Raw genomic sequence first — 26,202 nt, 5'->3', positions numbered from 1 at the left:
GTGTTACAGGTTGCCGCGGGCTTCCTGCTCACGCTCGATCGCCTGGAACAGCGCCTTGAAGTTGCCCTTGCCGAAGCCCAGCGAGCCGTGCCGCTCGATCAGCTCGAAGAAGACGGTGGGGCGGTCCTGCACCGGCTTGGTGAAGATCTGGAGCAGGTAGCCGTCCTCGTCCCGGTCGACCAGGATCTTGCGGGCCTTCAGCTCCTCGATTGGCACACGGACCTTGCCGATGCGCTCGCGCAGCTCCGGGTCGTCGTAGTACGAGTCCGGGGTGTCCAGGAACTCCACGCCGGCGGCGCGCATCGCGTCGACGCTGGCCAGGATGTCGTTGGTGGCGACGGCGATGTGCTGCGCGCCCGGGCCCTGGTAGAACTCCAGGTACTCGTCGATCTGCGACTTCTTGCGGGCGATCGCCGGCTCGTTGAGCGGGAACTTCACCTTGCGGGTGCCGTTCGCGACGACCTTGCTCATCAGGGCCGAGTAGTCGGTGGCGATGTCGTCGCCGACGAACTCCGCCATGTTGGAGAAGCCCATCACCCGCTTGTAGAACTCGACCCACTCGTCCATCCGGCCCAGCTCCACGTTGCCGACCACGTGGTCGACGGCCTGGAAGAAGCGCTTCGGCTGGATGCCGGCGGCGATCATCGGCTGGCGGTCCACGATCGGGCCGCGGGCCACGAAGCCGGGCAGGAACGGCCCGGTGTAGCGGGACCGGTCGACCAGGGTGTGCCGGGTGTCGCCGTACGCGGCGATGGCGGCCATCCGGACCGTGCCGTGCTCGTCAGTCACCTCGTGCGGCTCGACGACGCTGGCGGCGCCCTGCGCGATGGCGTGCGCGTACGCGGCGTCCACGTCCGGGACCTCCAGCGCGATGTCGCTGACCCCGTCGCTGTGCTTCGCGACGTGCTCGGTGCCGTCGGCGTCCGGGCGCACCGCGCCGGTCAGCACGAAGCGGGCCGAGCCGCTGGTCAGCACGTACTGGGCGTGGTCGCGGTAGCCCTGCTCCGGGCCGCGGTACGCCACGCAGGTCATGCCGAACGCGGTGGAGTAGTAGTGGGCGGCCTGCTTGGCGTTGCCGACCAGGAAGTGCACGTGGTCGAGGCCCCGGACCGGGAACGGGTCGTGGCTGATGTCGTGGTCGACAGCGCCGACGAGCCGGTCGACGTCGACGTCCTCGGTCGACTGGGGTCGGTCGATCGCCTGGGTCATGGTGGGCTCCCTCGCGTACCGGCCGGCCTCGTGGGCCGCCGTTGTCGGTTCTTGTGGCGAGGATCGCTGGCCCGGCACCGGCTGGGCAACTGTCGACGGAAGTGCTGGTCAGGTTGCGCATTCGGTATGGTCTGCACCCATGAATGGTGAGCAGAATGTACAGCTCGACGCGCTCGACGTGCGCTTGATCGAACTGCTCGCCGAGGAGCCGCGGATCGGGGTGTTGGAGTGTTCCCGGCGGCTCGGGGTCGCCCGCGGCACCGTGCAGGCCCGGCTCGACAAACTGGTGGAGCGACGGGTCATCGAGGGCTTCGGCCCCGAGATCGCACCGGCCGCGATCGGGTTCGGCGTGACCAGCTTCGTCACCCTCGAAATCAGCCAGCGGCACGGCCACGACCCCGTCACCGCCCACCTCGCCGCGATCCCGGAGGTGCTGGAGGCGCACACCATCACCGGCTCCAGTGACCTGCTCTGCCGGATCGTGGCCCGCTCCAACACCGACCTGCAACGGGTCATCGACCAGATCGTCTCGTCCGCCGGCATCACCCGCGCGTCGACGATCATCGCGCTGGCCGAGCAGATCCCCTATCGCACCCTGCCGCTGGTGCGCAGCGCCGTTAGGGCGCTCTAACACCTGTGCGCCCAAAAAGCGTGGCGACACGGCGGCGTGGGCGTACGGAAGATCCGCGATCGTGGCTACGGTGTGCGGGTGGCGAAGGGGAGCGTGCGCGGTGGGCTGCTGCTCGGCCTCGCCGTGGTCGTCGCCCTCGCCGCGACCGGCGTGTGGAACCCCTTCCCCGGCCTCTGGGAGTGGGTGGACCGCAGCGAACCCATCTCCGAGCCCGACGTGGTGTGGCAGCAACGGGTCGGCGGCACTCCGCGCAGCGTGACCATCGCCGGCGACGCCGTAGTGGTCGAGCAGCGCACCCGGGTCGAGGCGCGCAGCCTGGCCACCGGCACCCAGCTCTGGGAACGCAAGGCGGACTGGTCGGCGGTGGCCGGCGGTGACCGGGACGCGGTCGTCGCCGTGGGCAAACTGCTGGTCAAGGGGTACGAGCTGCTCGACCCGGCCACCGGCGCGACCCGGCGACGCGACGACGACGCGGTGGCCGTGTGGACGTACCGCAACCTGCTCCTCGACGCCCGCTGCACCGACGCGACCGACTGCACCCTGAGCGCCTGGGACCCGCGCGGCACCGCGCCACTCTGGACAGCGTTCCTGCCCGGGGTGCACAGCGGCCTGCTCGCCGACAACCCCGGCCTGCGCGGCACCCGACGGCTCACCTCCACCCGGATCGACGACGGGGTGGCCGGTGCGGAGGCCGCCCCGCCGCTGCTCGGCTTCCCGGTGGACGGACGGGTGCACGTGGTCGACACCGCCACCGGTCGGGTGTTGCAGAACGTCGAGCCCGCCCGCGACGAGCGGCTGTCGGTGGTCGGCGGCCGGATGCTGCGGATCGCGGCCCGCTCGCAGGACGGCGCCTGCTACTTCGCCATCTCCGCCCGGGACCCGGCGACCGGCCAGGAGGCCTGGCAGCGGGCCGGGGTCAACCTGCGTACCGCCGACTCCGCCGGTTGCGTCCAGCGGGAGGACCCGCAGGGCGCGCGGAACGTGCTGATCGGTGTGGGCCCGGACGGCCGCGAAGCGGTCATCGACGGGTACGACGGACGGCTGCTCTGGGTCGGTGAGTCGGGCACCAAGTTGATCGCCGTGGACGACCGTGTGGCCGTGTTCCGGGCTGCCGACAAGCGCTCGGTGATCGCCAGTGAGCTGGGCACCGACAAGGTGCTCTGGACGCGCCCCGCCGGTGGCAAGGCCGCTGCCGCGCTCACCCCGTACGCGGCGGTGGTCGCCGACGAGAAGCCGTCCCGGCTGGTCGCCGTCGACCCGCGCAGCGGCCGGGAGTTGGCCGCCCTGCGCACCTCGGCGAACGCCCTCGCGGTCGGCTCGCAGGGCATGATCGTCGGGGAGGGCCGGGAGATCGGGTACGTCCGGTTCGGCGCGACCGGGGGCTCGCCCGCCAGACCGCCCGGCGACGGTGGGAATCCCCGCCCGGGTGGTCCCGGACCCGGCTCCGGGCCCGGCGGGTCGAACAACGGCGACTGCGGGCCGAAGGGTGAACTGTGCCCGGAGCCGGAGGGCGGCAAGGACGGCTGAGCGGGATTCACCTGCTCCTCGGCGCGACGGCTGGGCGCCCGACACGCGGCGGATGAGAGCGGCGTCCCAGGACGCGCCCGGCGGGTGGGAGTGATCGACCGGTCTGCCCTAGGCTTGCCGCTCATGAGCAGTGCCGCCGCATTCTCGTACGCCCCTCTGCTGCCGACCGGCCCGGACCAGACGGACTATCGCCTGGTCACCGACGAGGGTGTGGACGTCGTACACGGCCCGGGAGGCCGCCGGTTCCTGACCGTGGAGCCGGCCGCGCTCACCGCGCTGACCGCCGAGGCGATGCACGACATCGCGCACTTCCTGCGCCCCGCGCACCTGGCCCAGCTCCGGGCGATCATCGACGACCCGGCGGCCTCGCCGAACGACCGGTTCGTCGCGTTGGACCTGCTCCGCAACGCCAACATCGCCGCCGGTGGGGTCTTGCCGATGTGCCAGGACACCGGCACCGCGATCGTGATGGGCAAGCGCGGCCGGCACGTGCTGACCGACGGGGCCGACGCCGAAGCCATCTCCCGGGGCGTCTACCAGGCGTACACCAAGCTCAACCTGCGCTACTCCCAGCTCGCCCCGCTCACCATGTGGGACGAGCGGAACACCGGCAGCAACCTGCCGGCCCAGGTGGAGCTGTACGCGGAGGACCCGGACGGGCACCCGGACGCGTACAAGTTCCTGTTCATGGCCAAGGGCGGCGGCTCGGCCAACAAGTCGTACCTCTACCAGGAGACCAAGGCGCTGCTCAACCCGACGCGGATGATGCAGTTCCTGGAGGAGAAGCTGCGGCTGATCGGCACCGCCGCCTGCCCGCCGTACCACCTGGCCATCGTCATCGGCGGCACCTCCGCCGAGTACGCCCTGAAGACCGCGAAGTACGCCAGCGCCAAGTACCTCGACGCGCTGCCCACCTCCGGCTCGATGAGCGCACACGGCTTCCGTGACCTGGAGCTGGAGGCGGAGGTGCTGGAGCTGACCCGCAACTTCGGCATCGGCGCCCAGTTCGGCGGCCGGTACTTCTGCCACGACGTGCGGGTGGTCCGGTTGCCCCGGCACGGCGCGTCCTGCCCGGTGGCGATCGCCGTCTCCTGTTCGGCGGACCGGCAGGCGGTCGCCAAGATCACCCCGTCGGGCGTGTGGCTGGAGCGCCTCGAAACCGACCCGGCGCGTTTCCTGCCGGACGTCACCGACGACTCGCTGGACGCCGAGATGGTCGTACGGGTCGACCTCAACCGGCCGATGGACGAGATCCGCGCCGAGCTGTCCAAGTACCCGGTGAAGACCCGGCTGTCCCTGTCCGGCCCGCTCGTGGTGGCCCGGGACATCGCCCACGCCAAGATCGCAGAGCGGTTGGACGCCGGCGAGCCGATGCCGCAGTACCTGCGCGACCACGCGGTCTACTACGCCGGCCCGGCGAAGACCCCCGAGGGGTACGCTTCCGGCTCCTTCGGCCCGACCACCGCCGGCCGGATGGACGCCTACGTGGAGAAGTTCCAGGCCGCCGGTGGCTCCCAGGTGATGCTGGCCAAGGGCAACCGCTCCGGTCAGGTGACCCGCTCCTGCCAGCAGCACGGCGGTTTCTACCTCGGCTCGATCGGTGGCCCCGCCGCCCGCCTCGCCCAGGACTGCATCAAGCACGTCGAGGTCCTCGAATACGCGGAGCTGGGCATGGAGGCGGTCTGGAAGATCGAGGTGGAGGACTTCCCGGCCTTCATCGTGGTCGACGACAAGGGCAACGACTTCTTCGCCGAGGTCACCAAGCCGGTGCTCACCATCGGTCGCCACTGACCGACACGTACGCGAAGGGGCGCCGGGCGAACTCGCCCGGCGCCCCTCTGTCGTCCGTGCACTACCGACATCGGTACGCCCGCCCCGCCGGGGTGGGACGGGCGCACCGCCCCCGTCGGATGTCGTCACCGACAACCCGGAGTGAGTCTTCTGCGCACCGCTGTCGATCCGCTCTCAGATCACTATCGCCTGGCTGCGGCGATCTGTGACCGCCGGACTACTCTGCTGGAAGTTGCGGCGGTGATGCGGGGGAGCAGATGCGGTTCGGGATCCTGGGGCCCCTGCGGGTCGGCGGTGGCGAGTCCACCGTCACCGCGGGTCGCGACCGGATCGTGCTCGCCATGCTGCTGCTGCGCTCCGGTCGGCTGGTGCCCGTCGAGGATCTGGTGGACGCGGTCTGGGAGGACAACCCGCCGGCCACCGCCCGGGCCCAGTTGCAGACCTGCGTCTCACGATTGCGCCGCCGGTTCGTCGAGCTGGGGCTGGCGTCGGACCTCATCATCACCGACCCGGCGGGGTACGGCGTGCGTACCGCGCCGGACGACCTGGACGCCGAGGTCTTCGCCCGGGGCGTGGAGGCGGCCCGCACCTCCGTCGCGGCCGGTCGCCTGGTCGAGGCGCGTACGGAGTTCCGCGCCGCTCTGGCGCAGTGGCGAGGGCCGGCGCTCGGCGGCATCCCGAGCAGCAGCGTCCGCCGTCGCGCACAGGCGTTGGACGAGCAGCGCCTCACCGCACTGGAGGAGTGCGTCGACGTCGAGTTGCGCCTCGGTCAGGCCACGGAGCTGATCGAGGAGTTGACCGAGAGCGTCGACAGGCATCCGTTGCGGGAGCGCCTGCGAGGCCAGCTCATGCTGGCACTGTCGTCGGTCGGGCGGCAGGCCGACGCGCTCGCCGTCTACCGGGAGGGCCGGCGGTTCTACGCCGACGAGCTGGGCATCGAACCGGGCGCCGAGTTGCAGGAGCTGCACCAGCGGGTGCTCGCCGGTGACCTGGCACTGACCGGCCGAGAGACTCGGTCGGTCCCGTCGGTCCGCTCACTGCCCAGGGCGATCGGCGACTTCACCGGCCGGCAACAAACCCTGGCTCGTCTGATCAAGGACGTGGAGGCCGGAGCGCGGATCCAGCTGATCGACGGCATGGCCGGCAGTGGCAAGACGACTCTGGCGGTGCACGTCGCCACCGCCCTCGCCGCCGACTACCCGGACGCCCAGCTCTACATCGACCTGCACGGGCACAGCGAGCGCACCCCGTTGACGCCGAGCGCTGCGGTGGCAACGCTGTTGCGGCAGATCGGTGTGCCTGCCGAGAGGGTGCCGACCACCCAGGACGACAGGCTGGCGCTCTGGCGCAGCGAGCTGGCGGGCCGCCGGGCGTTGCTGTTGTTGGACAACGCGGCGACCGCCGACCAGGTGATCCCGCTGCTACCCAACGGTTCGCAGTGCCTGATCCTGATCACCAGCCGTCGTCGACTGGTCGGTGTGGACGAGGGACGGCCGTCGTCGCTGCCCGTGCTCGACACCGACGAGGCCGTCGAGCTGCTGGGGCACGTGGTCGGTGTGGACCGGGTGGCGGCCGAGCCGGACGCGGCCGCCGAGGTCGTCCGCCGCTGCGGGCACCTGCCCCTCGCCATTCGGCTGGCGGGTGCCCGGCTGGCGCACCGCCCCCGTTGGCGCATCGCCGACCTGGCCGAGCGGCTGAGCACCCGACCTGATCCGTTGGCCGAGTTCGAAGCGGGCGAGCGGTCCGTCGGGCGCGCGTTCGCCCTGTCGTACGCCCAGGTGTCGCCGGCGGCGCAGCGTGCGTTCCGACTGCTGGGTCTGCACCCGGGGGTACGGTTCGACAACTCGGTCGCCGCCGTCCTCGCCGAGTTGCCTCTGACCGATGCGCAGGACCTGCTGGACGAGTTGGTCGACGCGCACCTGGTCGAGGAGGCGGAACTGGGCCGGTACCGGCTGCACGACCTGGTCCGCGAGTACGCGCGAACCCTGGTGGCCGAGCCGGAGCGGGCGGTCGAGCGGCGGGACGGCATCGAACGTCTGCTCAACCACCACCTGCACGTGGCCGCGACGATCGCACGCACGAGGGAACCCTCCTCGGCCCATTCGCTGATAGTGGCGGCGGCGCCGATCCGCCCCGACCTGGTCACGATCGTCGCCGAGCAGGGGCACGCCTGGCTCGAGGAGAACCTTGCCCTGTGGACCGCCCTGGTCCGGCTGGCGGAGACCGAGGGGTTCCTGCGCTACTGCTGGCAGTTGGCGAGGGCCTGCTGGCACGCCCAGTTCGAGGGCGGTCGCCTGGACGAGTTGATCGAGACGCACTCCGCTGGTCTGCGCGCCGCCGAGAAGCTGGGTGACGACAGCGCCGTGGCGACGATGCTCAACTATCTCGCCTCGGCCTACTACCGGCTGGGGGATTTTCCGGAGTCGATCCGGTTGATGGAGAGGGCGCTCGAAATCTTCCGCAGGCTCGGCCTGCGCCGCGAGTTCCGCAACACTCTGGGCAACCTGGGCACCTCGTACGCCGTCAACTTCCAGTTTCGTCAGGCCCGGGAGTGTTACGACGCCGCCCGGGCGCTGGCGACGCGGATGCGCGACAAGTCCGCGCTGGCGAACGAACTCAACAACCTGACGATGACCCTGCTGCTGTGGGGCCGACCCGACGAGGCGCTGCGCACCGCCCGGCGACACCTGGGGATCGCCCGCGAGGTCGGCGACCTGCGCCGGATCGGTAACGCGCTCGGGCACCTCGGGATGATCCGGCACCGGATGGGCGACGTGGGACCGGCCAGCCGGCTGCTGAGGGTGGCGCTACGCGTCAAGCGACAGGTGGGCGCCCGGTTCGGTGAGGGCGAGGTGTTGAACGAGATCGGGATGATGGAACGGGAGGCTGGCCGCCCGGAACGCGCTGCCGATCTGCACCGGGCGGCGCTCGTGGCGATGACCGAGGTGGGGGACCGCGCTGCCCAGTGCGGCTCGCGCAACCTGCTGGCCCGAGCGATCCTGGACCAGGGGGACGCGACCAGTGCGCTGGACCTCTACCGCCGCGTCCTGGCCGACACCACCAGGCTGAGTACGCGTTACGAGAGGGCCCGGGCGTTGGAGGGCATCGCGCGCTGCCTGGCGTCGACCGATCCGGCCGGCGCGCGTGAGCATCTGGTCCGGGCCCTGGCCCTGTTCCGGCAGATCGAGTCGCCGGACCAGCACGAGGCGGAACGGCTGCTGGCCGAGTTGGGCTGACGGATCATCTGCGGTTCGGCGACGGGCGCGGCAGGATGGTACGCGTGACGACTCCAGAGGCGACCGGTTACCGCATCGAACGTGACTCCATGGGCGAGGTGGAGGTGCCGGCCGAGGCGTTGTGGCGGGCGCAGACCCAGCGCGCGGTGCAGAACTTCCCGATCTCCGGTCGGGGCATCGAGCCGGCCCAGATCAAGGCCCTCGCGCAGATCAAGGGCGCGGCGGCCGCTGTCAACGGTGAGCTCGGCGTGATCGACGCGAACGTGGCCGCCGCGATCACCGCCGCCGCCGCGCACGTCGCGGACGGTGGCTACGACGACCAGTTCCCGGTCGACGTGTTCCAGACCGGCTCGGGGACGTCGTCGAACATGAACACCAACGAGGTGATCGCCACCCTGGCCAGCCGTGAGCTGGGCTCGCCGGTGCACCCGAACGACCACGTCAACGCCTCCCAGTCCAGCAACGACGTCTTCCCGTCCTCGATCCACCTGGCCGCCACGCAGTTCATCGTGGAGGACCTGCTGCCGTCGCTGAACCACCTCGCCGCTGCCCTGGAGGCCAAGGCTGCGGAGTTCGAGACGGTGGTCAAGGCCGGTCGCACGCACCTGATGGACGCCACGCCGGTAACCCTGGGCCAGGAGTTCGGGGGGTACGCCGCCCAGGTCCGTTACGGCGTCGAACGGCTGGAGGGCTCGCTTCCCCGACTGGCCGAGCTGCCCCTCGGTGGCACCGCCGTGGGCACCGGGATCAACACACCGCTGGGCTTCGCCGCCGCGGTGATCGACAAGCTGCGTGAGTCGACCGGGTTGCCGTTGTCCGAGGCGCGTAACCACTTCGAGGCGCAGGGCGCCCGCGACGCGCTGGTGGAGACCTCGGGGCAGCTGCGGACCCTGGCGGTCGGCCTCTACAAGATCGCCAATGACATCCGGTGGATGGGTTCCGGCCCTCGCGCCGGCCTCCGTGAGCTGCGCATCCCCGACCTCCAGCCGGGTTCGTCGATCATGCCGGGCAAGGTCAACCCGGTCGTCGCGGAGGCGATGCGGCAGGTCTGCGCCCAGGTGATCGGCAATGACGCGACGGTGAGCTTCGCCGGTTCGCAGGGCGACTTCGAGCTGAACGTGATGCTCCCCGTGATGGGCCGCAACCTGCTGGAGTCGATCCGGTTGCTGTCCGCGGTGAGTCGGCTCTTCGCCGACCGGCTGGTGGTCGGCCTGGTCGCGGACGCCGAGGTCTGCCTGGCGTACGCGGAGGGTTCGCCGTCGATCGTCACCCCGCTCAACCGCTACCTGGGGTACGACGAGGCCGCGTCGATCGCCAAGGAGGCGCTCGCCAAGCAGACCTCGATCCGTGAGGTGGTCATCTCCCGGGGGCACGTCGACTCGGGCAAGCTCACCGAGACCCAGTTGGACGAGACGCTGGACCTGCTTCGGATGACCCACCCCTGACCTGCCCGGCGTGGACACCGCGTGGTGCCGCCCAGCCGAGAAAGCGGGTGAAGAGCGTTGCCGGATCGGGGCCGTCGTGCGGGTTGAGCCGGTACAGGTCGGCCGCCGCGTCGTGCAGGACCGTGCACAGGTAGACGCTCAACGCGATCCGGTCGTGGGCGTACTCCCCGCAGAGGGTGAGCCGGGCCACCGGGCACGGCCACGGCGCGGCGCAGACCCGGCAGAGCCAGAGCGGACGCAGCGGCAGGTGCGGTCGACGGGGCGTCGGCGTTCGGTCGTTCAGGGCGGGCCGGGACATGGTGTTGCCGTCCTTTCGAGCTGACTCGTTTGTGACATCACCCCTGCCGTCCGCCCCGCCGCCCAAACTGCCGAGATCTTGGACAGTTTCCGTCAACTGCTGACGGAAACTGTCCAAGATCTCGAAGAACGCGGCGTGGTCGGTGGGGTGGGACCGCCCGGCACGGGGGAGCGGGCGGTCCCGTGCGACGCCGCCGGGCCCGGGGGACGGGGAGCGGCGTCGCACTTCACAGTCTGGTGATCGGGCGACTACGGTCGGAAGGGTTCGGTCGCGTCGTCACAGCCGCCCTGCGTTCGGTGGTGACACCGTTGGCGACCGGCTGGAATCGATCGTCGGCGGGGTGGAGGGCGGCTGGCATGGCCGATGGGCAGATGACGGCGGCGGCGTTCCTCATCGCGGAGCTGCGCCGGGCGCGGGTCCGGCGGGGCTGGAGTCAGGACGAGCTGGCGAAGGCGGTCAACTACTCGGCGTCGATGGTCAGTGCCGTCGAGTTGGGTCAGCAACCGCCCACAGCGAAGTACCTGGAACTCGTCGACCGGGCCCTGGACACCGGCGGCTTGTTCGGCCGTATGTCGACCGAGTTGGTCAGCCTCGACCGGGCGCAGCCCTGGCTGCGGGGCTGGCAGGCGATCCTTGAGCATGCGCGCACGATCCGGTGGTATGAGCCCCGCTACGTACCCGGGCTCTTCCAGACGGAGGGATACGCACGGGCGGTCTTCGAGGCCGGCGGCCTGCTCGCTCCCGAGGAGGTCGACCGGCGAGCGACCGAGCGGATGGACCGCCAGAACGTGCTGCACAGCGAACGTGCGCCGCAGATCGTGGCGGTGCTGGACGAGGCGGTGCTGCGGCGACGGGTGGGCGAGCGGAAGGTGATGCGCGACCAGACGCTGCACCTGGTCGGCATCGCCACCGGGCACCCTCGCGTCCGGCTGCACGTGGTGCCGCGATCCGCTGAGGAATATCCGGGGCTCGGCGGGCCGTTCGCGCTCGCTGCCCTGCCCGACACCACAGAGCTGGCCTACCTGGACAGCCAGGTTCGCGGTCAGGAGCTGGACCAGCCGCGGGATCTGGCGCGTTTGCAGCGGGTCTGGGAGGCTACCTTGGGCGAAGCCCTGCCCCCGCAGGCTTCCATCGAGTTGATGAGCGAGGTGGCCGAATCGTGGAGTTGACCGGCGCTCGATGGCGCAAGAGCAGCCGTAGCAACCAGGACGGCAACTGCGTCGAGGTGGCTACGGACCTTGGGGGCGTGGTCGGGGTGCGAGACAGCAAGGACCCGGACGGGCCCGTGCTCGTAGTCGACGCGTACTCCTGGCGGCTCTTCGTGGTCGCGCCCCCGCGCTGACGCGACTGCCTGGCGCGCGGCGGCGATCGGGCTTGCCGCGCGCAACTTCGCCGATGTTGCTGCTTCGGCGGCGCCGGAGGCAGCAGTTTCGCCGATGTTGCGCGGATCTTGCGGGCGCGGCCCGGTAAACGGCTCGACGGTGGGGTGGCGCGACGGGATGATCCGGTCGTGGATGACGGTGACCTGGTGGTCCCAGCGGGGACCGAGCGGCTGCGGTTTCGACGGCTGACCATGGGCGACGTGGACGCGTTGGTCGAGTTGGACAGCGACCCCGAGGTGATGCGGTTTCTCAGCGGTGGGGTGCCCACGTCGCCGGCGACCGTCCGGGACGAGCAGTTGCCGAGGTTGCTGGCCCAGTACGGGCGGCATCCCGGGTTGGGCCGCTGGGCGGCGCTCGATCGGGAGTCGGGCGAATTCCTGGGTTGGTTCGCGCTCGACCCGTCGGCGGACGGCAGCGAGGCCGAGTTGGGTTACCGGCTGCGCCGCTCGGCGTGGGGGCGAGGGCTGGCCACCGAGGGGTCGCGGGCGCTGGTCCGGTACGCCTTCGACACCGTCGGGGTGCGTCGGGTCTGGGCCGAGACGATGGCGGTCAACGAACGCTCCCGGCGGGTGATGGCGAAGGCGGGGCTGCGCCACGTGCGCACCTTCCACCTGCAGTGGGACGACCCGATTCCGGGCACGGAGCACGGCGAGGTGGAGTACGAGGTGGTTCAGGAGCGGCCGGCGGCTCGGCGGGCACGGTAGGCGGTAACGGCGGCCCGGTTGCCGCAGCCGGCCTCGCAGAACCGTCGCGACCGGTTGCGGGACAGGTCGACGACGACGTTGTCGCAGTCCGGGTACTCGCAGATGCGCAGCCGGCTCAGCTCGCGGGAACGGACCAGGTCGGCCATGGCCATCGCCGCCTCCACCGCGATCCGGGTGGCCAGCGGCGCGTCGCGGGGAACGGCGTGCAGGTGGTACGGCTCGTCGTCGTGCTCGATGAGCTGGGGCAACGCCTTGTGTTCCAGCAGCAGGCCGTTGACCAGCGCGACGATCTCGGGCGGCTCGGCGTGCCAGATGCGACGTAGCTGGGGTCGCAGTTCCTTCACGGCGCGCAACTCGGCGTCGGTGTGCTCGTGCCGGCCGCTGTAGGAGTGCCGGACGAAGAACGCGTCGAGCGCGGCGACGTCGGGCAACAGCTCACCGTCCCGGCCCGCGGTGTTGACCAGTGCGGCGGTGGCGATCAGCGAACATTCGGTGTCATGAGCGAATAGCATCTTGACTCCTGTCAGGGCGGACGCTTAGCGTCATCAGTACAAGGATAGTTTGCTCATGACACGGTGCCGTCTCCGAGGAGCGCGACATGCACTCACGACCTGCTGCCGGCGCCGCGTTGGCGCTGCTCTCCGCAGTCACGTTCGCCACCTCCGGCACCTTCGCGCGATCCCTCATCGAGGCCGGCTGGTCGGCCGAGTCGGCAGTGATCGCCCGGGTCGGCGTGGCCGCCCTCGTGCTGGCGATCCCCGCCCTGTTGTCACTGCGGGGCAGGTGGTCGGTGCTGCGCGGCAACGCCACGTCAATCGGTATGTTCGGGCTCCTCGGGGTGGCCCTGGCCCAGGTCTGCTTCTTCAACGCCGTGCGCTACCTGCCCGTCGGTGTCGCGCTGCTGCTGGAATACCTGGGCATCATCCTCGTCGTGGGGTGGATGTGGCTGCGACACGGGCAGCGACCCCGCCGGCTCACCGTAGCCGGATCGGTGGCCGCCCTGGTCGGGCTGGCGTTCGTCCTCGACCTCGCCGGCACCGCCGACTTCCACCCGGTGGGCGTGCTCTGGGGGCTGGGCGCGGCATTCGGCCTGGCCGGCTACTTCGTGCTCGCCGGTCGGGTCGATTCCCGGCTGCCCTCGGTCGCCATGGCCAGCGGCGGGATGGCAGTCGGCGCCGGCGTGCTGCTCCTCGTCGGGCTGACCGGTCTGCTGCCCCTGCACGCCACCTTCGGCGACGTCACCTTCGCCGGACGGACCACCAGTTGGTTGCTGCCCATCGCCGGGCTGTCGCTGGTGGCCGCCGTCATCGCGTACCTGGCCGGGATCGCCGGCACCCGCATCCTCGGCCCCCGGCTGTCGTCGTTCGTCGGGCTGACCGAGGTGCTGTTCGCGGTGCTGATCGCCTGGCTCTTCCTGAACGAGCTGCCCACCGGCTGGCAGCTCTTCGGCGGAGCGTTGATCGTCGCCGGCGTCGCGCTGGTACGCCTCGACGAGCTGCGCGGGTCGCCGGCGGAGCCCACGCCGGTCTCGTCCGAGCCGGTGCTCGCGCTCGACGCTCGCTAGCCGTGCGGAATGCCCGTGCCCGGTTCGGGGGTGTCGGTGCCAGGTTGCCGGTGGAACAGTGGGCGTCGTGCTGACCGCCGTGGTGTTCGACGCCGACGAAACCCTGCTGGACCTGCGGCCGGCGGTGACCGGCGGGCTGATCGCCGTCCTCGACGAGATGCGCCAACGCACCCCGGCGGCGGCCGAGGTGACGCTCGCCGAGCTGGAGTCGGACTGGGGTGCGGTCTTCGGCGACCTGGCGGCCGCCCCGGTGATGGAGATCCGCCGCGCCGCGCTGGCCCGGTCGCTGGCCCGCGCCGACCTGGGCGACCACCTGGACGAGTTCGCGGCCCTCTTCTTCGCCCGCCGGTTCGCCCTCACCAGGCCGTTCCCCGACGTGCCGGCGGCGCTGGCCACGCTCCGCGAGAGCTACACGCTGGGCTTCGCCACCAACGGCAACAGCCGCGCCGAACGGTGCGGGCTCGCCGGGGAGTTCGCCTTCGAGGTGTACGCGCACGAGAACGGCCTGCCCAAGAAGCCCGCCCCGGAGTTCTACGCCGCGGTCGTCAGCGCGGCGGGGGTGCCGGCCGAACAGATCGTGTACGTCGGTGACTCGTGGGAGCACGACGTGGTGGCGCCCCATCGCGCCGGCCTCCGCTCGGTGTGGTTGAACCGCGCCGGCCTGCCCCGCCCACTCGGTCACACGCCCGACGCCGAGGTGTCCACCGTGGCGGACCTGTCGGTGGCGCTCGCATTGTTTGCCGAAGTAGAGATTCGCCGCCATAACGGACGTTCAGCTGGCGTAAACCTGCCGGGTGCTGTGTGATGGCTGCCACGTCCCTCAACGAGAGGATCCGATGTGGTGAGCAAGCGCTTCACCGCCGGCGCTGTCGCGACCGCGGCAGTGTTGGCACTGACGGCTGCGGGGCTGGGTGTGCCGGCCAGCGCCGCGCCGAGCACCTCCCGCACCTTCACCGTCGTCGCCGAGGACGGTGTCGCCGCCGAGACGGCGGTAGCCGCGATCCGGGCGGCCGGCGGCACTGTGGTGTCCCGGTCCGACGAGGTCGGCATGTACCAGGTCACCAGCGACCGGGCCGACTTCGCGGCCAAGGCGACCGCCGCTCCGACGCTGATCGGCGCCGCTGAGCAGAAGGCCATCGGCCGCAAGCCCAAGCTGGACCGGGTCGAGCAGGAGCACCTGACCGCAGCAACCCGTGCTGCCGCTGGTGCCGCCGCCCGGAAGGGCGCCAAGCTCGACCCGCTCGACGACAAGCTCTGGGGCCTGGCGATGCTCCGGGCCGACAAGGCCCGCAAGATCGAGCCGGGTGACCGTCGGGTGACCGTCGGTGTGCTCGACACCGGCGTCGACGCCAGCAACCCGGACATCGCGCCCAACTTCAACTGGGCACTGTCACGCAACTTCGCGCCCGACCTGATCGATGTGGACGGCCCCTGCGAGGTGCCGAGCTGCCTCGACCCGGTGGGCACCGACGACGGTGGGCACGGCACCCACGTGGCCGGCACCATCGGGGCCGCCGCCAACGGCTTCGGCCTCTCCGGTGTCGCCCCGAACGTCTCCCTCGTCGAACTCAAGGGTGGCCAGGACTCCGGCTACTTCTTCCTCGAGCCGGTGGTCAACGCCCTCCTGCACGCCGGCCGGTCCGGCATCGACGTGGTCAACATGTCGTTCTACGTCGACCCGTGGCTCTACAACTGCACCGCCAACCCGGCCGACTCCCCCGAGGACCAGGCCGAACAGCGCGCCATCATCAAGGCGATGAAGCGGGCGTTGGTCTTCGCCCACAACAAGGGCGTCACCCTGGTCGGTGCGCTCGGCAACAACAACGAAGACCTGGGCGCGCCGCGCACCGACACCACCAGCCCGGACTACGGCGCCGACCCGTACCCCCGGCCGATCGACAACGAGAGCTGCTGGGACCTGCCCACCGAAGGCCCGCACGTGATCGGTGTGTCGTCGGTCGGCCCGTCCGGCAAGAAGTCGGACTTCTCCAACTACGGCACCGAGCAGATCTCGGTGGCAGCCCCGGGTGGTTGGTTCCGGGACGGCTTCGGCACCGACACGTTCCGTACCGACGCCAACATGATCCTGTCCACGTACCCGAAGCACGTGCTTCAGGAGGAGGGCTCGGTCGACGCCGACGGCAACATTGTCGCCGGCTTCGAGGAGTCGGTCTTCAAGCAGTGCAAGGCCAACGGTGAGTGCGGCTACTACACCTACCTCCAAGGCACCTCGATGGCGTCCCCGCACGCTGCCGGTGTCGCCGCGCTGATCGTCAGCCGGTACGGCAAGGCGCAGGGCCGGACCGGCTTCGGCATGTCGCCGGACCTGGTCGAGCAGCACCTTTACCGCACGGCCGCCGAGCACGCCTGCCCGGAGCCGCGGTTGCAGCAGTACCGCAACGAGGGCCGCGACGAGACCTACGACGCGTACTGCGCCGGTGGGGTCAACTTCAACGGCTTCTACGGCTACGGGATCGTCGACGCCTACGCGGCGGTGAAGACCCCGCTCAAGCCGAACGCCCGCCCGTAAGGCACCACCCAGCGGGCCCGGTCGACCACTGTCGACCGGGTCCGCTGGCATTCCGGGCCTCCGCCGCCCCGTCCTGCGGGCTCGCTCTGCCCTACCTGGCTTTGATCCACTCGTGTTCCTGGAAACCGCGCTGTCGAAGGCCGATTGACACCGCGCTTGCAAGGAACGCGAGTCGATCAAGGCTGGTGGGGCGGTCACCGTCGCCAACCTCGGCTGGCCAGCGCGGCACGTACCTCACGGAGCACAGCCGGGAACTCGCCGTGCAGTCGTCGACTCGTCACGTGCAACACCAGCCAACCCGCGCTGACCAGCAGGTTCAGTCTGCGGCGATCGCGGTGCAGTTGGTCTGCGTCGGAGTGCCACTGCCCGTCGTACTCGACCGCCACCCGATATTCCGGCCACGCCAGGTCGGGGTGAAGGACCACCCCGCTGGGCAGACGTATCGAATGCTGGACGACCGGGCGCGGTAGCCCGCCGAGAATGAAACGCACGCGCAGGTGCGACTCCGGCGGAGACTGGGCTCCGCCGTCGGCCAGGTCGAAGAGCCACCGCGCCCGCCGCCCACCCGGCCGGTCGGCGTTGCGGTCGGCCATGGCTGCCAGCGCGTCGCGATCCGTCAACCCCTGACCGAGCAGTGAGTCGATGATGGCGATAGCGCGCAGCGGGTCGAGCCAGACGGCCGTTTCCCAAGCTGCCCGCGCGGGGTCGGAACGCGGGATCAGGCCACCCGGGTGAGTGCTGAGAGCGGGCATGAAGGCCGTCGTCCGACCGTCGCCCGGTCTGGGTGTCCTGGCCTCTGGTCCGACCGTCAATGCATTGGGCCTGGCCGCTGTGTCTGCCGCTCTGGCGGTCATGCCGCCCGGTCTGGTGGTTGCCATGCCTCCTGGTCTGGTCGGCATGCCGCCCGTTGGCTGGCCTGCGATCGGTGGACGCCCCGGGCCTGTCGTATGCCTAGGGCCGGGTGGACGGCGAAGGGACGGTGATTGCCCGACTCGCTCTGGCGCCTCGCTGCCGGGCACTGGGGTGATGGCGTTGACGTGCACGCGGAGGCCGCGCTGTGGCCCGATTCGAGGCGATCGCGGCACGAGGACGTGTACGTCGTCGGTGAAGGCCGCGGCGTGTTCGACACCGAGCAGGTACGCGGCCGATGGGCCACCGACGGTCACCCCGGGCGGAAGTCGGAGGAGCGCGGCGCGACAGGCCAGGGCGTGGTCCCGGTCGAGCCGTGCGTCGGCGTAGATGTCGTGGCGCAGCCGCACCCAGGCGGCGCTGCGTAGCTGGTGCTCGGTGAGCAGGCCGTCCCGAACAGCGTCGGAGCCACGGAAGACCTGCCAGGTCAGAGGATCGGGGCGGTGCGGACGAGGTGGCATGCGGAGCAGCCTGCCGACCTTCGGCTGACCGCCGAAACCCCTGTGGACAACCCGACCCGGGACGACCGGCCGAGCCTGTGGACGACCGGGACTTCGCATACTGATCGTGGTATGACTCGCCCGGCGTTTCGGCCGGTAGAGGTCAGTCATCATTCGCGCGGACGCGATCCACTCGCGTTACTGAAAGTCGGGCCCTTACTAGCAGTGCGATACCCCGACATCCATGAACACGAGTTGATCAAGCGCTTGTTGGGGCGGCGGACGGTCGAGCGGGGCGGCGGGCGGACGGCTAGTGGGGTCAGCTCAGGGCGCTGGCGATGGCTGTCGCGGCGGCCAGCACCTGGGGGCCGATCGTGTCGACGTCCAGCGGGGCGAGCGCGACCACCCCGACGCTGGCCTCCAGGCCAGGTACGCCCAGCACCGGTGCGGCCACCCCGTACGCCCCGGCCTGCAACTCCCCGCTGCTGCTCACCGGCTCCGCCAGCCCGCTGCGACCGGCCAGGATGGCGCGGCCCGCCGCCCCCCGGTCCAGCGGATGCCGTGCCCCGGTCCGGTACGCGACGTGGAACGACGTCCAGCTCGGCTCGACCACGGCCAGTGCGACGCCGTCGCCCGCCTCGACGACTGTCAGGTGCGCGGTCGCGCCGGCCTGCTCGGCGAGACGTCGTAGGGCGGGCAGCGCGCCCTCGGCGAGCAGCGGCTGAGCGCGTCGGGCCAGGTGCAGCAGGCCGGCGCCGAGGCGCAGTCGGCCGTCGCTGTCCCGCCGCAGCATGCCGTGCCCGATCAGCGGACTGACCAGTCGGTAGACGGCCGCGCGACCGATGCTGAGTTGGTGCGCGGCCTCGGTGACGGTCAGACCACCCGGGGCGTCCGCGACCAGGTGCAGCAACCGCAACCCCCGGTCGAGGGTCTGCGACGCCTCCCCGGCCCGCCCCCCAACGCCGCCGGCCTGTCCCGCGACGGCGTCGGCCCGCCCAGCGCGGGTGTCGCCCCGTCCCGTGATGCCGTCGGCTCGCCCCGCAGGGCCGTCGGCCTGCACCGCGACGCCGTCGGCCTGGCTCGGGAGCCCGGCGGCGGGGGCGCTGGGGTCGGCCGGGGTCTCACCGGAGCGTGCGGTCGCATCCACGCCTGGCAGCGTACGACCCGGCACCGGCGGACCCGGACAGGCACGGACAGCTACCCTTGTGCGGTGACGCTACGCCTGTATGACACCGCCACCCGATCGGTGCGGGACTTCGTCCCGCGGGAAGCCGGCAAGGTGGGGGTCTACCTGTGTGGTCTCACTCTTCAGGCTCCGCCGCACATCGGTCACCTTCGCTCCGGCGTCAACTATGACGTGCTGCGCCGCTGGCTGCTGGCCGCCGGCTACGAGGTCACCTTCATCCGCAACCTGACCGACATCGACGACAAGATCCTCGTCAAGGCGGGTGACCAGGGGCGACCGTTCTGGTCGATCGCGTACGCCAACGAGCTGCTCCTCGCCGAGTCGTACCGGTCGTTGAACGTGTTGCCGCCCACCTACGAGCCGCGCGCCACCGGGCACATCCCGGAGATGCACGAGCTGATCACGAAGTTGATCGCGGACGGGCACGCGTACCCGGCGACCGACGGCTCGGGTGACGTCTACTTCGACGTGGCGTCCTGGCCGGCGTACGGGTCGCTGTCGGGTCAGTCACCGGACGCGATGCAGTCGGCCGGCGACGCGCCCGACCGGGGCAAGCGGGACCCGCGTGACTTCGCGCTCTGGAAGGGTGCCAAACCGGACGAGCCGGCGGACGCGTACTGGCCGTCGCCGTGGGGGTTGGGCCGTCCGGGCTGGCACATCGAGTGCTCGGCGATGTGCTGGCGGTATCTCGGCCCGGAGTTCGACATCCACGGCGGTGGGCTGGACCTGACGTTCCCGCACCACGAGAACGAGATCGCCCAGTCCCAGGCCGCCGGGCTGCCGTTCGCCCGCTACTGGGTGCACCACGGGCTGCTCAGCATCGGTGGGGCCAAGATGGGCAAGTCCGCGGGCAACGCGCTGGGCCTGGCGTACGTGGACTCGCTCGGGGTCCGGCCGGTGGAGCTGCGCTACTACTACGCCGCCGCGCACTACCGCTCGGTGATCGACTACTCGGAGGATTCGCTGCGCGACGCGGCCACCGCGTACCGCCGGATCGAGGGTTTCGTGCAGCGGGCGGCCGAGCGGGTCGGTGCCGGGCAGTTGGGCGACCTGCCGGCCGGGTTCGTGGCGGCGATGGACGACGACCTCAACACGTCCGCCGCGCTGGCCGTGCTGCAACAGCACCTGCGCGACGGCAACACCGCGCTGAGCGCCGGCGACGATGTGACTGTCCGCACCACCCTGGCCGTGGTACGGGCAATGCTGGATATCCTCGGGATCGACCCCCTCGACCCGGCCTGGACCGGTGGCGGCCGACCCGATGATCTCCGTGCCGTGGTGGACTCCCTGATCGCGCTGGCCCTGGAGCAGCGCGCGCAGGCCCGGGGCCGCAAGGACTGGACCGCCGCCGACGCGGTACGTGACCAGCTCAAGCTGGCCGGCGTGGTGGTCGAGGACACCCCCCAGGGCCCCCGTTGGACTATTGGAGAGCAGGACTGATGGCCGGCAACTCGCAGCGCCGTGGCCGGCGACTGACGTCGAAGGCAAGCGCCCCCAAGGGCTCCGGCGGCAAGAACAAGGACTCGCTGGCCGGGCGGGGTCGCACCCTGCCCGCTGACGAGCGGCCGTGGCACAAGGGCTACTCGGGCACCGAGAAGCTGCCGCAGCGCACCGCCTGGAAGCAGGACAAGGAGCGCCGGGTGGCGGCCGAGGAGGGGCGCGCCCCGAAGATCGGTCAGCCGGGCACCAAGGACACCACCTGGGGCAAGGGTGGCGGTCGGGGCGTACCGGTCGGTCGTGGCGCGACCGGTGGTCGGGGTGGCAAGCCCACCGCGCGGTCCGGTCCCCGGGTTTCCCCGGGGCGCAAGTCCAACCCGTCCAAGGACTCCCCGGAGCTGTTGGTCGGGCGTAACCCGGTGCTGGAGGCGCTGCGCGCCCAGGTGCCGGCGACGGCGCTCTACACGGCCCAGGGCATCGACGTGGACGAGCGGACCAAGGAGATCATCCGGACCGCCGCCGACCGGGGCATCGCCAACCTGGAGATCAGCCGGGCCGAGTTGGACCGGATGACCGGTGGGGTGCTGCACCAGGGTGTCGGGTTGCAGGTGCCGCCGTTCGCGTACCAGCCCTTCGAGGACATGGTCGCCGCTTCCCTGGAGCAGCAGGCACCGCTGCTGGTCGCGCTGGACGGCGTCACCGATCCCCGCAACCTGGGTGCGGTGATCCGATCGGCTGCGGCGTTCGGCGCGCAGGGTGTCTTCGTACCCGAGCGTCGTGCTGCCGGAATCACCGCGACCGCCTGGCGGACCAGTGCCGGCGCGGCCGCGCGGGTGCCCGTGGCGCAGGTGACCAACCTGACCCGGTCGTTGAAGGCGTGCCGGGACGCCGGCTTCATGGTCGTCGGCCTGGACGCCGACGGCGACACCGACCTGTACGACCTGGAGGCCGCCGTCGGCCCGCTCGTCGTGGTGGTCGGGTCCGAGGGCCGGGGTCTGTCCCGCCTGGTCGGAGAGACCTGCGACCTGACCGTCAGCATCCCGATGATCTCCGAGGTCGAGTCGCTCAACGCCAGCGTGGCGGCGGCGGTCGCCCTCGCCGAGGTCGCCCGGCGGCGCTCCGTCGAGCTGTAGAACGCCAGGTCGATGCCCCCTCCCACGCGTGGGAGGGGGCATCGTCGTCAGATCTGCCGGGTCCACACGACGAAGGGGGCGGCCCGCCGAAGCGGACCGCCCCCTGTCGGTACGGCGTTACGTCAGATCCGGCTGCCGGTGGAGGCGTGGAAGACGTGGCTACGACCGGCGGTCGGCTTGACGAACACGGTGTCACCCATGTTCGGCATGTTGCGCCGGTCGGTGCGGACGACGAAGCGCTCCGAGTTGCCACCGAGCGCGGCGTGACCGTAGACGTTCGCGTCCGAGCCGAGGTCCTCGACCAGCTCGACCACGACCGGCATGCCGCCCTCGGTCGGGCTGACCAGCTCGCAGTCCTCCGGGCGGAAGCCCACGGTGACCTTGCCGTCGCCACCCTCGGCGCGGGCCGCCTCGACCTGCTCCCGGGTCAGCGGGATGTACATCTCGGCGAACTCGGCGCCCTTCTCGTTCAGCGGCACGGTCTTGATGTTCATGGCGGGCGAGCCCATGAAGCCGGCGACGAACACGTTGGCCGGGGTGTCGTAGAGCGCGCGCGGGGTGTCCACCTGCTGGAGGACACCGTCGAGCAGCACCGCGACCCGGTGACCCATGGTCATGGCCTCGACCTGGTCGTGGGTGACGTAGACCGTGGTGACGCCCAGCTTGGCCTGCAGGGACGCGATCTGGGTACGGGTCTGCACACGCAGCTTGGCGTCGAGGTTCGACAGCGGCTCGTCCATGAGGAAGACCTGCGGCTCGCGGACGATCGCCCGGCCCATCGCGACACGCTGACGCTGACCACCGGAGAGCGCCTTCGGCTTACGGCTGAGGTACTCCTCCAGCTGGAGCAGCCCGGCCGCCTCCTTGACCCGCCGGTCGATCTCCGACTTGGAGGTCTTGCGCAGCTTGAGGGCGAACGCCATGTTCTCGTACACCGTCATGTGCGGGTACAGCGCGTAGTTCTGGAAGACCATCGCGATGTCGCGGGCCTTCGGGGGGAGATGGGTGACGTCGCGCTGGTCGATGTAGATCGAGCCGGCGTCCACGTCCTCCAGGCCGGCGAGCATCCGCAGGCTGGTGGACTTACCGCAACCGGAGGGGCCGACCAGGACGAGGAACTCGCCGTCGCCGATCTCGAGGTCCAGCTCGTTGACGGCGGGACGCTCTTGGCCCGGGTAGACCCGGGAAGCCTTGGAATAGGTGACCGTAGCCATGGTGAAGCGCTTCCTTTCACCGGCAGGAACGTGCCGGACGATCCGAGTGAAGGAGCGACCGGCACGTGTCCGCGCCGGCCAACGGACGGCGGCTCGGTCGCGAGGGCACCGGGTCGTCGTCCGTGTCATGAACCGTAAACGTGTTTCCCCGTGCTGCCAAGGTGAGGGAGCATGGAACGACGGTGGCCCGGCTACGCATTCCGGTCACTCCGGCACGGTCGGACATCAATCGACACACCGTCGAGCGCCGTGAAGGCGTATCGGCGTCGGGTTGTTGACGTTTCCCGTGCTCGGGAGCCCTCGCGAGCGGGATATCCGGAAGTCACTCGCTATGCTGACCTCGACACACGCGCCCCTGTAGCTCAGCTGGCCAGAGCACTCGCCTTGTAAGCGAGATGTCGCCGGTTCGATCCCGGCCGGGGGCTCCATCTATACCCTCCGATCCCGCATCGGGGGGCGCAACGGTCGACCGGGTGAGACAGAGGCCGATGAGTCGTGCGGTGGAGGAGTCGAACCGGGCGATGCTGCGCGCCCGGGACGCCATGGACCGGGCGTACGCCGAGCCTATGGACATCCCCGCCCTGGCCCGGATCGCGCACGTCTCCGAGGCGCACTTCATCCGTACCTTCCGGGCCACGTTCGGTGAGACCCCGCACCGCTACCTGCAACGTCGCAGGGTCGAGCGGGCCATGACGCTGCTGGTGGAGACGAGCCGGGACGTGACGGACATCTGCTACGCCGTCGGCTTCGGCAGCCTGGGGACGTTCAGCCGGACGTTCCGGCAGATCGTCGGCGAGTCGCCCTCGGACTTCCGGCGTCATCGCGTCGCCTCGGCCAACGTCCCGTCGTGCTTCACCAAAGCCTGGACGCGACCCAGCAGTTTTGGATAAGCAGCAGGTCACGGTCTACCTCTAGCGTCATGGGCATGACGATGAACGCGATCAGCCGCTCCCAGATCTACGTCCTCGACCAGGACGAGGCGCTCGATTTCTACGTGAACAAGCTCGGCATGGAGGTCAACACCGATCAGGATCTCGGCTTCATGCGGTGGCTGACTGTCAACCTGCCCGGCGACCCGGAGCGGGAGATCCTGCTGGAGAAGCCGGGCCCGCCGGCGATGGACCCGGCGACCGCCGAGCAGGTCCGCGAGTTGCTCACGAAGGGCGCCCTGGGCGGGTACCTCTTCATGACCACCGACGACGCCCACAAGACGCACGAGGATCTCGTGGCGAAGGGCGTCGAGATCACCGACGAGCCGACCGAGCGCCCGTACGGGATCGACTTCGGCATCCGGGACCCGTTCGGTAACAAGATCCGTATCGGCCAGATGTTCCCGCGGGCGTAGGGGAGCAGACGATGAGCCAGGCCGCACATTTCCCTCTGGTACGACCGGCCGCCGTCGGTCGGGACCGTGCACTGCTGATCGGCGGGGTGCTCGCCGGCCCGATCTTCGCCGCCTCGGCGATCGTGCAGGCGTCGACCCGGGAGGGCTTCGACTTCCGTCGGCATCCGGTCAGCGTGTTGAGCACCGGCGAGCTGGGCTGGATCCAGATCGTCACGTTCCTGGTCAGCGGAGTGCTCTGTGCGCTGGCCGCGAACGCGCTGCGACACCGTGCTGAGGCAGGGTCGGTGTGGCTACCTCGGCTGCTCGCGCTGTACGGCCTCGGCCTGATCGGGGCGGCGGTCTTCAGCGCCGATCCGGCCGACGGGTTCCCGGTCGGCACGCCTCGGGGCGCCGGTCAGATCAGCTGGCACGGCGGCCTGCACTTCCTGGTGGCGGCGGTTGCCTTCGTGTCGCTGATCGTTGCGACGGTGGTGGCAGCCCGTCGGGCCGCACGGCAGGGGGCACGTGGTCGAGCGGCGTACAGCTTGGCGACCGGGGTCTTCTTCGCGGTGAGCTGGGTCGCGTTGATGGTCCGACCGGCACCGACCGTGATGGTGGCGTTCGGCCTGGCGGTGTCGGCCGGTTGGCTGTGGGTCTCGGTCACCTTCGCGCGAGCGGCGTCCGGGAAGGCCGACTGAGCTGACGTGAGCGGGACCGGGGGGCGCGGGGTCGCAACCGCGCCTCCCGGTGTGTTGGGGTGTTCGACATGATGACCCGACTGCTGTACCTCGCCCGGCACGCCGAACAGGACCTGACCGGTCTGAGCAGTGCCGCGACCGAGGAACCCGACTCCGGGCTGTCGGAGCGGGGCCGGCAGCAGGCCACCCTGCTCGGCGAACGGTTGCGGGGCCGGCGCTTCGCCGCCGTCCACCACGGGCCGCTGCGCCGGGCCGCGCAGACCGCCGAGCTGGTCGCCGCGTCGCTGCCCGAGGTTCCGGTGTACGAGACGGAGCTGGCCGGTGACCACCTTCCACACGACACGGACCCGACCGGCCTGCCGCCCGCGTACGCGACATTCCTGGCCCAGTTCACGGCGGCCCAGCGGGTCGACGGGCCGCAGGTGACGGCGGCGGCCGTGCGGCGGTTCGCCGGGCCGGCCGTCGAGGCGAGAGCCGGTGACGAGCCGGTCCGCGAGCTGGTCGTGACGCACACTTTCCTGATCGGCTGGCTGGTGCGGCACGCCCTCGACGCGCCGGAGCGGCGCTGGCTGGGCTTGAACTCGCACAACGCGGGGTTGACCGTGATCCGCTACAGCCCCTCCGGCCCGCCGAACCTGCTCGCCGTCAACGACGTGGCCCATCTTCCGCCGGAGTTGCGGACCACCGGCCTGCCGCCGGACTACCTGGTGTAGGTGCCGGTGGCTCGCAGCAGCAGCTTGACCACCGCCTGGGTGGCCGGCGGCGGGCTCGCGTCGGCCGGGCAGTCGGCGTACCCGCTCTCGTTGCTGCCGACGGTCAGCCGGTAGTGGAGCACGTCCGAGCAGCTGGTCGAGGTGGGTGGCGGCCCCGCTTCGGCAGCGAGCCGGGGGTCGGTGGCCAGGCTGGTCAGGCTGCCCAGGTCGGCAGGAGTGAGTGTGCCGTTGCGTCGGCTGCCGGCCCGGTTCACCATGGTCCACCGTCCGTCCGGCTCGACGGTGATGGAGTCACCACGCCCGGCGAAGCCGCCAGACATCCGTAGCGTCACCCGGGCGGCGGTGGCGCCGACAGTCGGGGCGACCGTGGGGGTGACGCCGGGCGTCGGGATGCCGGTGGCCGGGACGGTGGCCGTCGGGGCGGGGGTCTCCGGGGGAGGATTTCCGGCGGTGCCGGCCCGGTCGGTGCCGGTGCACCCGGCCAGCAGGGCGACCAGTAGCGCGACGGTGACGCCGGTTGTCGACGTGACTCTCATCCTCGTCGGACGCGCCGCCCGCAGCTTCGGTTCCCCGTCAAGGGCGTCCTCCGGGCGGCGTCATCGATCCCGTGCCTCGCTAAGTCATGGCAATCTTGGACAGTTTCCGTTAGCGCGTAACGGAAACTGTCCAAGATTGCCATGCACAGCGCCTGCGGCGGGCCTGACCGATCGGTCACGGGCCGGCGCGGTTATGGTCGCCGGGCCTGGTGCGCGGTGACGCGGGTCGGTCGGCGTCGCGTCGTGGGTCGGCGTCGCGTCGTGGGTCGGCGTCGCGTCGTGGGTCGGCGTCGCG

At 70.8% G+C, this 26,202-nt stretch carries 23 protein-coding genes, 1 tRNA gene and 1 pseudogene; 18 read left to right on the top strand and 7 right to left on the bottom strand.

The features are described 5' to 3' along the window. Positions 1-3: 3 nt before the first annotated feature. Entirely contained in the window at positions 4-1,209 is a 1,206-nt protein-coding gene (hppD, locus tag O7631_RS03205; RefSeq protein ID WP_278142945.1) for a 4-hydroxyphenylpyruvate dioxygenase, read from the bottom strand. Between the two features lie 139 nt (positions 1,210-1,348). On the opposite strand from hppD, the gene O7631_RS03200 reads away from it, so the two are divergent. From O7631_RS03200 to O7631_RS03180, 5 genes are all read left to right on the top strand, one after another. Then, the gene (locus O7631_RS03200; RefSeq protein ID WP_145778644.1) at positions 1,349-1,840 is read left to right on the top strand and encodes an Lrp/AsnC family transcriptional regulator; all 492 of its coding nucleotides are present in this window, start codon (positions 1,349-1,351) and stop codon (positions 1,838-1,840) included. 78 nt (positions 1,841-1,918) lie between these two features. Next, entirely contained in the window at positions 1,919-3,367 is a 1,449-nt protein-coding gene (locus tag O7631_RS03195; RefSeq protein WP_278142944.1) for a PQQ-binding-like beta-propeller repeat protein, read from the top strand. Between the two features lie 123 nt (positions 3,368-3,490). Further along, complete coding sequence (locus O7631_RS03190) at positions 3,491-5,158, top strand: fumarate hydratase (RefSeq protein ID WP_278142943.1); 1,668 nt, start codon at positions 3,491-3,493, stop codon at positions 5,156-5,158. Between the two features lie 257 nt (positions 5,159-5,415). After that, positions 5,416-8,394, top strand: a complete 2,979-nt coding sequence (locus O7631_RS03185; protein WP_278142942.1) for a BTAD domain-containing putative transcriptional regulator — start codon at positions 5,416-5,418, stop codon at positions 8,392-8,394. Between the two features lie 35 nt (positions 8,395-8,429). Then, on the top strand, positions 8,430-9,839 hold the full coding sequence (locus O7631_RS03180; protein ID WP_278142941.1) for a class II fumarate hydratase: 1,410 nt from the start codon (positions 8,430-8,432) through the stop codon (positions 9,837-9,839). Here O7631_RS03180 and O7631_RS03175 read toward each other — a convergent pair. Next, the gene (locus O7631_RS03175; protein ID WP_278142940.1) at positions 9,784-10,137 is read right to left on the bottom strand and encodes a hypothetical protein; all 354 of its coding nucleotides are present in this window, start codon (positions 10,135-10,137) and stop codon (positions 9,784-9,786) included. The genes O7631_RS03180 and O7631_RS03175 overlap by 56 nt on opposite strands. 356 nt (positions 10,138-10,493) lie before the next feature. Here O7631_RS03175 and O7631_RS03170 point away from each other — a divergent pair, with 356 nt between their 5' ends. The 3 genes from O7631_RS03170 (at position 10,494) to O7631_RS03160 (ending at position 12,223) form a co-directional block, all read left to right on the top strand. Beyond that, positions 10,494-11,306 (top strand): helix-turn-helix transcriptional regulator, encoded by an 813-nt coding sequence (locus O7631_RS03170; protein ID WP_278142939.1) that lies wholly within the window; start codon positions 10,494-10,496, stop codon positions 11,304-11,306. Continuing rightward, a complete protein-coding gene (locus tag O7631_RS03165; protein WP_278142938.1) occupies positions 11,297-11,479 on the top strand; it encodes a DUF397 domain-containing protein in 183 nt (60 codons plus the stop codon). The genes O7631_RS03170 and O7631_RS03165 overlap by 10 nt, the downstream gene beginning before the upstream one ends. Positions 11,480-11,647: 168 nt before the next feature. Further along, complete coding sequence (locus O7631_RS03160) at positions 11,648-12,223, top strand: GNAT family N-acetyltransferase (protein ID WP_278142937.1); 576 nt, start codon at positions 11,648-11,650, stop codon at positions 12,221-12,223. Here O7631_RS03160 and O7631_RS03155 read toward each other — a convergent pair. Further along, on the bottom strand, positions 12,190-12,735 hold the full coding sequence (locus tag O7631_RS03155; RefSeq protein ID WP_269682087.1) for a CGNR zinc finger domain-containing protein: 546 nt from the start codon (positions 12,733-12,735) through the stop codon (positions 12,190-12,192). The genes O7631_RS03160 and O7631_RS03155 overlap by 34 nt on opposite strands. Before the next feature lie 86 nt (positions 12,736-12,821). On the opposite strand from O7631_RS03155, the gene O7631_RS03150 reads away from it, so the two are divergent. The 3 genes from O7631_RS03150 to O7631_RS03140 all read left to right on the top strand — a co-directional run bounded on the left by O7631_RS03150 (position 12,822) and on the right by O7631_RS03140 (position 16,317). Then, positions 12,822-13,787 carry a DMT family transporter gene (locus O7631_RS03150; RefSeq protein ID WP_278142936.1) on the top strand — a complete coding sequence of 322 codons (966 nt, stop codon included), beginning with the start codon at positions 12,822-12,824 and terminating at the stop codon, positions 13,785-13,787. A 67-nt stretch (positions 13,788-13,854) separates the two neighbouring features. Next, complete coding sequence (locus O7631_RS03145; RefSeq protein ID WP_278147823.1) at positions 13,855-14,592, top strand: HAD family hydrolase; 738 nt, start codon at positions 13,855-13,857, stop codon at positions 14,590-14,592. Positions 14,593-14,628: 36 nt separating this feature from the next. Continuing rightward, positions 14,629-16,317 carry a S8 family serine peptidase gene (locus O7631_RS03140; protein ID WP_278142935.1) on the top strand — a complete coding sequence of 563 codons (1,689 nt, stop codon included), beginning with the start codon at positions 14,629-14,631 and terminating at the stop codon, positions 16,315-16,317. Between the two features lie 194 nt (positions 16,318-16,511). Here the strand turns inward: O7631_RS03140 and O7631_RS03135 are convergent, their stop codons facing one another. Continuing rightward, on the bottom strand, positions 16,512-17,069 hold the full coding sequence (locus tag O7631_RS03135) for a DUF559 domain-containing protein (protein ID WP_278142934.1): 558 nt from the start codon (positions 17,067-17,069) through the stop codon (positions 16,512-16,514). 916 nt (positions 17,070-17,985) lie between these two features. Beyond that, positions 17,986-18,612, bottom strand: a pseudogene (locus tag O7631_RS03130) (helix-turn-helix domain-containing protein); the annotation flags it as partial. Between the two features lie 264 nt (positions 18,613-18,876). On the opposite strand from O7631_RS03130, the gene cysS reads away from it, so the two are divergent. Both cysS and rlmB read left to right on the top strand, forming a co-directional pair. After that, positions 18,877-20,292, top strand: coding sequence for a cysteine--tRNA ligase (gene cysS / locus O7631_RS03125; protein WP_269682092.1), 1,416 nt, complete (start codon positions 18,877-18,879; stop codon positions 20,290-20,292). Then, positions 20,292-21,422 carry a 23S rRNA (guanosine(2251)-2'-O)-methyltransferase RlmB gene (rlmB, locus tag O7631_RS03120; protein ID WP_269682093.1) on the top strand — a complete coding sequence of 377 codons (1,131 nt, stop codon included), beginning with the start codon at positions 20,292-20,294 and terminating at the stop codon, positions 21,420-21,422. The genes cysS and rlmB overlap by 1 nt, the downstream gene beginning before the upstream one ends. Before the next feature lie 122 nt (positions 21,423-21,544). On the opposite strand, the gene ugpC is transcribed toward rlmB, so the two are convergent. Continuing rightward, a complete protein-coding gene (gene ugpC, locus O7631_RS03115; RefSeq protein ID WP_088987349.1) occupies positions 21,545-22,636 on the bottom strand; it encodes a sn-glycerol-3-phosphate ABC transporter ATP-binding protein UgpC in 1,092 nt (363 codons plus the stop codon). Positions 22,637-22,987: 351 nt separating this feature from the next. Here ugpC and O7631_RS03110 point away from each other — a divergent pair. The 5 genes from O7631_RS03110 (at position 22,988) to O7631_RS03090 (ending at position 25,371) form a co-directional block, all read left to right on the top strand. Continuing rightward, positions 22,988-23,064: transfer RNA gene (locus O7631_RS03110), tRNA-Thr, on the top strand. Positions 23,065-23,124: 60 nt separating this feature from the next. Next, complete coding sequence (locus O7631_RS03105) at positions 23,125-23,526, top strand: AraC family transcriptional regulator (protein WP_278142932.1); 402 nt, start codon at positions 23,125-23,127, stop codon at positions 23,524-23,526. Positions 23,527-23,561: 35 nt separating this feature from the next. Further along, positions 23,562-23,981 (top strand): VOC family protein, encoded by a 420-nt coding sequence (locus tag O7631_RS03100; protein WP_088991350.1) that lies wholly within the window; start codon positions 23,562-23,564, stop codon positions 23,979-23,981. A gap of 11 nt (positions 23,982-23,992) precedes the next feature. Further along, entirely contained in the window at positions 23,993-24,658 is a 666-nt protein-coding gene (locus O7631_RS03095) for a DUF998 domain-containing protein (protein ID WP_278142931.1), read from the top strand. 68 nt (positions 24,659-24,726) lie between these two features. Then, positions 24,727-25,371, top strand: a complete 645-nt coding sequence (locus O7631_RS03090) for a histidine phosphatase family protein (protein WP_278142930.1) — start codon at positions 24,727-24,729, stop codon at positions 25,369-25,371. Here O7631_RS03090 and O7631_RS03085 read toward each other — a convergent pair. After that, complete coding sequence (locus O7631_RS03085) at positions 25,359-25,907, bottom strand: hypothetical protein (RefSeq protein ID WP_278142929.1); 549 nt, start codon at positions 25,905-25,907, stop codon at positions 25,359-25,361. The two genes, O7631_RS03090 and O7631_RS03085, sit on opposite strands and share 13 nt — an antisense overlap. Positions 25,908-26,202 lie beyond the last annotated feature (295 nt).

This window comes from Micromonospora sp. WMMD967, from assembly GCF_029626165.1.
GTDB lineage: Bacteria > Actinomycetota > Actinomycetes > Mycobacteriales > Micromonosporaceae > Micromonospora > Micromonospora taraxaci.
The sequence above is the reverse complement of the archived record's forward strand: the minus strand, read 5'-3'. Positions and strand labels throughout refer to the sequence as shown.

Coding starts and splice junctions, on each gene's coding strand:
- hppD (WP_278142945.1), bottom strand. CDS start 1,209: ATGACCCAGGCGATCGACCGACCCCAGTCGACCGAGGACGTCGACGTC.
- O7631_RS03200 (WP_145778644.1), top strand. CDS start 1,349: ATGAATGGTGAGCAGAATGTACAGCTCGACGCGCTCGACGTGCGCTTG.
- O7631_RS03190 (WP_278142943.1), top strand. CDS start 3,491: ATGAGCAGTGCCGCCGCATTCTCGTACGCCCCTCTGCTGCCGACCGGC.
- O7631_RS03185 (WP_278142942.1), top strand. CDS start 5,416: ATGCGGTTCGGGATCCTGGGGCCCCTGCGGGTCGGCGGTGGCGAGTCC.
- O7631_RS03180 (WP_278142941.1), top strand. CDS start 8,430: ATGGTACGCGTGACGACTCCAGAGGCGACCGGTTACCGCATCGAACGT.
- O7631_RS03175 (WP_278142940.1), bottom strand. CDS start 10,137: ATGTCCCGGCCCGCCCTGAACGACCGAACGCCGACGCCCCGTCGACCG.
- O7631_RS03170 (WP_278142939.1), top strand. CDS start 10,494: ATGGCCGATGGGCAGATGACGGCGGCGGCGTTCCTCATCGCGGAGCTG.
- O7631_RS03155 (WP_269682087.1), bottom strand. CDS start 12,735: ATGCTATTCGCTCATGACACCGAATGTTCGCTGATCGCCACCGCCGCA.
- O7631_RS03150 (WP_278142936.1), top strand. CDS start 12,822: ATGCACTCACGACCTGCTGCCGGCGCCGCGTTGGCGCTGCTCTCCGCA.
- O7631_RS03135 (WP_278142934.1), bottom strand. CDS start 17,069: ATGCCCGCTCTCAGCACTCACCCGGGTGGCCTGATCCCGCGTTCCGAC.
- rlmB (WP_269682093.1), top strand. CDS start 20,292: ATGGCCGGCAACTCGCAGCGCCGTGGCCGGCGACTGACGTCGAAGGCA.
- ugpC (WP_088987349.1), bottom strand. CDS start 22,636: ATGGCTACGGTCACCTATTCCAAGGCTTCCCGGGTCTACCCGGGCCAA.
- O7631_RS03105 (WP_278142932.1), top strand. CDS start 23,125: ATGAGTCGTGCGGTGGAGGAGTCGAACCGGGCGATGCTGCGCGCCCGG.
- O7631_RS03100 (WP_088991350.1), top strand. CDS start 23,562: ATGACGATGAACGCGATCAGCCGCTCCCAGATCTACGTCCTCGACCAG.
- O7631_RS03095 (WP_278142931.1), top strand. CDS start 23,993: ATGAGCCAGGCCGCACATTTCCCTCTGGTACGACCGGCCGCCGTCGGT.
- O7631_RS03090 (WP_278142930.1), top strand. CDS start 24,727: ATGATGACCCGACTGCTGTACCTCGCCCGGCACGCCGAACAGGACCTG.
- O7631_RS03085 (WP_278142929.1), bottom strand. CDS start 25,907: ATGAGAGTCACGTCGACAACCGGCGTCACCGTCGCGCTACTGGTCGCC.